Below are 5333 nucleotides of genomic sequence, written 5' to 3'. Positions count from 1 at the left end.
CTTTATCTGCTGGGTGCGCCTTCCGACACCAATTTCATCGCGGAGAAGTTCGGCGCCCGGAAAGTCACCGGTCACAACGTCGTTATTGTCGGCGGCGGACGCGTGGGGGCAGAGGTGGCTCGTCAGATTTCCGATTTCGGGTTCAGGGTGAAGATCATCGAGAAAAATCCGGAACGCTGCAAGGAATTGGCCGGGCAGCTTCCGGGCGTTCTCGTGCTCGAGGGCGATGGCGTGGACTCCAAGCTGATGGCCGAAGAAAATCTCGGCAAAGCAGATATCTTTGTCTGCGTTACCAGCGACGAGGCGGCCAATCTTTTGAGCGCGGCCATCGGAAAACAGATGGGGGCCGGAAAAGTGATTGCGCTCATCAAGCGCGGCGACATGTTCGCGACCGCTTATGCCCTGGGCGTGGATGTGGTGGTCAATGCGCGCCTTGCCGTTGCCGATCGGATACTGCGCCACCTCCAGCGCGACCGCATTCTCTCGATGTTCACCTTTCCCGGGGAAGATCTGGAAGCGCTTGAATTTGTCGTGAAGGATCGGCAAGGCGTGACCGAGGTTCCCATCAAAGAGCTCTCTCTTCCCGAGGGGGTTTTGATCGGTGCGATTTCCCGAAAGGGGGAAGTGATTCTTCCCTCCGGTTCCACGATGCTTCAGGCGGGCGACAGGGTGATTCTCTTCGCCCGCTATGCCGATCACCAACAGATGGAAGCGCTTTTCCTGAATTAGCCCCGGCACCACTTATCTGAGAAAGGTATCGGATGCGAGCCGTCTTCAACGCGATGGGGGCGATTCTGCTCGGTCTCTCCGCCGCGATGCTGGTGCCGATTCCGGTGTCCTGGATTTACGGCGGCGGCGAGGCCGTTTCATTTTTCTTGGGCGCCGTGCTGACGGCCGCCGCGGGAGGGGCCCTTTGCCTGGCGGGGCGGGCCGACGAAGAGTTGACCCTGCGCGGGAGCTTTTTTCTTGTCGCGACGGCCTGGGCGATGTGCGGTCTGTTCGGCGCGCTTCCGTTCTGGATTCACGGGATTTTTCCTGAATTTACGGATGCTTTTTTCGAAACGGTTTCGGGTTTCACGACGACGGGCGCGACCGTTCTCTCCGCGGATGCCGTCGAGGAATTGTCTCACGCATTTCATTTCTGGCGGGCGTTTATCCAATGGCTCGGCGGAATGGGCATCATCGTGCTCTCGGTAGCCATTTTACCGATGATTCAAGTCGGCGGATACAAGCTCTATCAGGCAGAGGTCCCCGGCCTGGTGAAAGAGCGGGTCATGCCCCGCATCCGCGAGACGGCGAAAATCCTCTGGGGCGTTTATCTGGTCATCACGGTGGTCGAGGTTGTTCTCCTGTGGATCGGCGGGATGTCTCTTTTCGATGCCGTGGTCCACAGCTTTACGACGCTGGCGACGGGAGGGTTTTCCAGCCGGGGGGGCAGCGTCGGCGCATATGGCAGCGTCTACATCGAAATGGTTATCGTCATCTTCATGTTTCTTTCGGGGGCGAATTTTCTCCTTCACTACCGGGCCTTGAGCGGCAAATCGGTTGAGGGATACTTTCAAGACGAGGAATTTCGTTTTTATTCTGTGGTGGTGATTGTCGCGACGGTTTTCATCGCGGTGAATCTTGTCTGGGCGAACGGTATCGGAGTGCCCGCGGCACTGCGCCAAGCTGTCTTTCAAACGGTTTCCATCGTCACCACGACCGGATATGCAACGGAGGATTTCGGCGCCTGGCCGTTTTTCTCGCAAGTTGTTTTGTTGTCTCTCATGTTTTTCGGAGGCTGCGGCGGCTCGACGGGCGGCGCCATGAAGCAGGCGCGGGTCCTCCTCTTGCTGAAGAGCGCCAGGGCCCAGCTTCGGAAGAGTCTGCACCCCCAGGCGGTGATCCCGATTCATCTGAACGGCCAGGTGGTGGAGGAAGGCATTCTCGGCCGGGTGCAGGCTTTTTTCGTGCTGTATTTGGGGTCAACCATCATTCTGGTGGCATTGTGCACGGCCTTTGGCCTCGATATTATCTCGTCCATCTCTGCGGTGGCGGCCACCGTGGGGAACGTTGGCCCGGGCCTGGCCCGCGTCGGCCCCGCGATGGATTACGGGGCCCTGCCCGACACATTAAAATGGATTCTGTCGGCGGGGATGATCATCGGCCGCCTGGAAGTGTTCACGGTGCTGGTGCTGCTTCAGCCGGCGTACTGGAAAAAATGGGGTTAGCTGTGCCATCCAAACGCACCCTCCCGGCCGCGCTCCCGAGGCGGCCGGATGGGCGGCTCTCGCCCCCGGCGGGCAGGGACCAGGGCTTTGCGCCCCCCGGCCGGGGCGCCTGAGGCGGCGGAGGGTCCGATCCTCCCCGCATTTTCTGCGCCGCTCTTTCGCTCTGGATGTGCGAGAGTGGGTCCGCCCCACTCCAAAAGGGGCGGCGGCGCGCGCCCGGGGCCGGCTGGGCAATTGCGGGATACTGCGCGATACTGCGCAAAATTTGAGAGCGGGGGCGATTGCGCGATACTGAAGGATAATGCGGGATTTTTCGCGCCGCCGGGAGAGAACAAAAAACAAGGGGGAGCCACCTGCTTGGAGTTCGCGGCTGGCGCCCTGAATTTTCGGGGAAAAGAGACGGAATGGGCCATTCTAAAGTGTGGAAAAGTTCCGCCGAAGCGGTAGCGGACATTCCGGCGGGCGCCTCGATTCTCGTGGGCGGCTTCGGCATTTGCGGTGCCCCGCACAACCTTTGCGCGGCGCTCAGCGAACGGGATGACGTCGAAGGGCTGCATCTGATCGCCAACGCCGGCGGGATGGACGGCTGGGGTCTGGGCCTTCTTTTCGAGAAGAAAAAAATTCGATCGGTCGTGGCCAGCCGCGTGGGAAGCGCCTGCAAGGCCTACGAGCAACAGGCGCTCGCGGGAGAGATCGCGCTTGAGCTGATTCCGCAGGGTACGCTGATCGAGCGAATCCGTGCGGGCGGCGCGGGCATCGGCGGCTTTTACACCCCGACCGGCGTCGGTACCGTTGTCGCCGAGGGGAAAGAATCCCGCGTGATTGACGGAAAAGAATATATTCTGGAGATGCCCCTGCGGGCGGATTTCGCCCTCATCCGCGCCTGGAAAGCAGACGAATCGGGGAATCTGATCTACCGGAAAAGCGCACAGAATTTCAATCCCGGCATGGCGACGGCGGCGGAGGTGACCATCGCCGAGGTCGAAGAGATCGTCCCCACCGGCGCTTTGGATCCCGATCACATTCATACCCCGGGCATTTTCGTGCAGCGCGTGGTGAAGGTAGAGAATCCGGACAAGCCCATCGAGATTCTCACCACGCGTCCACGGGAAAATTAAAGGAAGGGAAATGGCACTCACCCGAGAAGATATCGCCCGCCGCGCCGCTCTGGAGGTGCCGAGGGGCGGGTACGTCAACTTGGGGCTGGGCATCCCGACCCTCGTCAGCAATTACATTCCCGAGGACTATGGCGTGACGATCCATTCGGAGAACGGAATTCTCGGGGTCGGCCCCTACCCCTACGAGGGAGAAGAAGACCCCGATTTGATCAATGCCAGCAAGGAAACCGTCACCCTCATGCAAAACGCCGCCTTTTTCGACAGTGCGACCTCGTTCGCCATGGTGCGGGGCGGGCACATTGACGCCACCGTCCTGGGCGCGATGCAGGTGGCGGCCAACGGCGATCTGGCCAACTGGGCCATACCCGGCCGGATGCTCTCTGGAATGGGCGGCGCGATGGATCTCGTGGTGGGCGCGAAAAAGGTCATCATCACAATGGAGCACACCACGAAAAAGGGTGCCCCAAAAATTCTCAACGCTTGCGATCTCCCTTTAACGGGGAAAAAAGTAGTCAATGTGATAGTCACGGATCTGGCTGTCATTACGGTGGAGGAGGACGGCCTTCTCCTTCGAGAGGTGGCGCCAGGCGTGCCTGAAGATGAAGTCCGTGAAAAGACGGAGGCTCCTCTTCGCATCGCCGCCAATCTGCGCGAGATGTTCTCCGCGGCCTAACATACGGCTGTTTTCCTTTCCGGCATTTCTCTCCGGGGAACCGCACTTTGCGCGATCTCGAAAAATTCACCCTCAAGTACTGGCCTTTTCTCCGACGGCATGCCTACCTCATGACGGGGAGCCTTCTGGACGCCGACGATCTGGCCCAGGACACCCTGATGCAGGTTCTGGAAATGGGGCAGGCTTTTGAGAACGTTCCCGACCCGGAAGAGTGGCTGCTCGTGACCTCCACGGCTCTCGCGGTGGATGCCCTGAAGCGGGGAAAAACCGCTTTGCTGGAGGAATTCGACATTCCGGAAGTGGTGCAGACCGCGGGTCCGAGCGGTGAGCCGAATTTCCGGTTCCTGGAGAAAAACATCGGCGAGGCGGGCATTACGCTCTCCCATATTTTCACGCTTCACTACATGAACCCGGAGCAGCGGGCCGTCACCGTGCTCCGCGAGGGATATGAGGACGGCGATCGGCTTGCGGCGGGTGCCTTGAAAAAAAAATTACCCGAGATTTTCCAGATTGCCCAGGAAGCCGGGGCGCGGCGGCAGGAAATTGAACGCAGGTGGGGCGGCCATATTCCTTTCGTGCCGGTGGTGGACGATGAAAAATCGGAACGGCTTTGCGAGCGGTTCGCCGAAGTGTTCCTGCTCCGCGATCGCGCCCTTCTCCAGCAAATGATTTGGTCCGATGCCGAGTTTGTCGCTGAGGAACAAGTAGTCAGCGGGAGGGATTTCGTGGCCTCTGCGCTTTCCGAGGTGGCGGGCGATCTCGGCGAGCACCTCCACTGCGCGCCGGTGTGGCTCAGCGGATGCCGCGGCATCTTGATTCGTTCTTGGTACAAGGAACGGACCGAGTGGATGCCGGCGGCGGCGATGGCGGTCCTTTGCGACGGCGAGTCGATCCGGGCGCTGAAGGTTTACACGGACGGTCACATGATCCGGAACCTCCAGGCGGAGGAGCCGGAGGAGAAGCGCTAGCCCTCGAGAATTCTCCTCTTCTTGACGCGCTCCTCGCAGTTCGGGAGCCCATCGTTTCCGAGCCAGAGATCCCAAGCACTGTGATGGCCAATGTCCACGCCCTCGGCCTGGGCTTTTTTCTGAAGGGCCGACTGGATCGTGTCGAAAAATCCGCAGTCCATTAAATCCAGATGGTCGGTCAAATGCCGGTGGAGGGTCCGGTAGATGAGCTTTACATCCTCCAGGCGGGCTTCAAAGGAAATGGTTTTGTCCTTCACTTCGTAATTCATCGCTTGTCCTTTGTTGGGTGTTCAGGAATGACCGCAGGAAAGGGCCTCTTCTCTGCGGGCGGGGGCATTCTACACCGGGAGGGCATATGTGC

General features: G+C 59.9%; 6 protein-coding genes. 5 read left to right on the top strand and 1 reads right to left on the bottom strand.

The features are described from left to right. The 5 genes from O2807_11555 to O2807_11535 form a co-directional block, all read left to right on the top strand. Positions 1-729 (top strand): NAD-binding protein (locus tag O2807_11555; GenBank protein ID MDA1001134.1); only part of this gene is annotated, 729 nt, incomplete at its 5' end. 32 nt (positions 730-761) lie between these two features. Next, entirely contained in the window at positions 762-2213 is a 1452-nt protein-coding gene (locus O2807_11550) for a TrkH family potassium uptake protein (protein ID MDA1001133.1), read from the top strand. A gap of 404 nt (positions 2214-2617) precedes the next feature. Continuing rightward, the gene (locus O2807_11545) at positions 2618-3331 is read left to right on the top strand and encodes a CoA transferase subunit A (protein ID MDA1001132.1); all 714 of its coding nucleotides are present in this window, start codon (positions 2618-2620) and stop codon (positions 3329-3331) included. 10 nt (positions 3332-3341) lie between these two features. Further along, positions 3342-4004 carry a 3-oxoacid CoA-transferase subunit B gene (locus tag O2807_11540; protein ID MDA1001131.1) on the top strand — a complete coding sequence of 221 codons (663 nt, stop codon included), beginning with the start codon at positions 3342-3344 and terminating at the stop codon, positions 4002-4004. Positions 4005-4051: 47 nt separating this feature from the next. Next, a complete protein-coding gene (locus O2807_11535) occupies positions 4052-4972 on the top strand; it encodes a sigma factor (GenBank protein MDA1001130.1) in 921 nt (306 codons plus the stop codon). Here the strand turns inward: O2807_11535 and O2807_11530 are convergent. After that, positions 4969-5241 (bottom strand): hypothetical protein, encoded by a 273-nt coding sequence (locus O2807_11530; protein ID MDA1001129.1) that lies wholly within the window; start codon positions 5239-5241, stop codon positions 4969-4971. The genes O2807_11535 and O2807_11530 overlap by 4 nt on opposite strands. Between the last annotated feature and the right edge of the window lie 92 nt (positions 5242-5333).

The organism is bacterium (assembly GCA_027622355.1).
Taxonomy (GTDB): domain Bacteria; phylum UBA8248; class UBA8248; order UBA8248; family UBA8248; genus JAQBZT01.
This window is presented reverse-complemented; position numbering and strand designations above follow the sequence as displayed.

What these genes read in the sequence shown, in the direction of transcription:
- O2807_11530 (MDA1001129.1), bottom strand. Translation starts at nt 5,241, where the DNA reads ATGAATTACGAAGTGAAGGACAAAACCATTTCCTTTGAAGCCCGCCTG.
- O2807_11545 (MDA1001132.1), top strand. Translation starts at nt 2,618, where the DNA reads ATGGGCCATTCTAAAGTGTGGAAAAGTTCCGCCGAAGCGGTAGCGGAC.
- O2807_11550 (MDA1001133.1), top strand. Translation starts at nt 762, where the DNA reads ATGCGAGCCGTCTTCAACGCGATGGGGGCGATTCTGCTCGGTCTCTCC.
- O2807_11540 (MDA1001131.1), top strand. Translation starts at nt 3,342, where the DNA reads ATGGCACTCACCCGAGAAGATATCGCCCGCCGCGCCGCTCTGGAGGTG.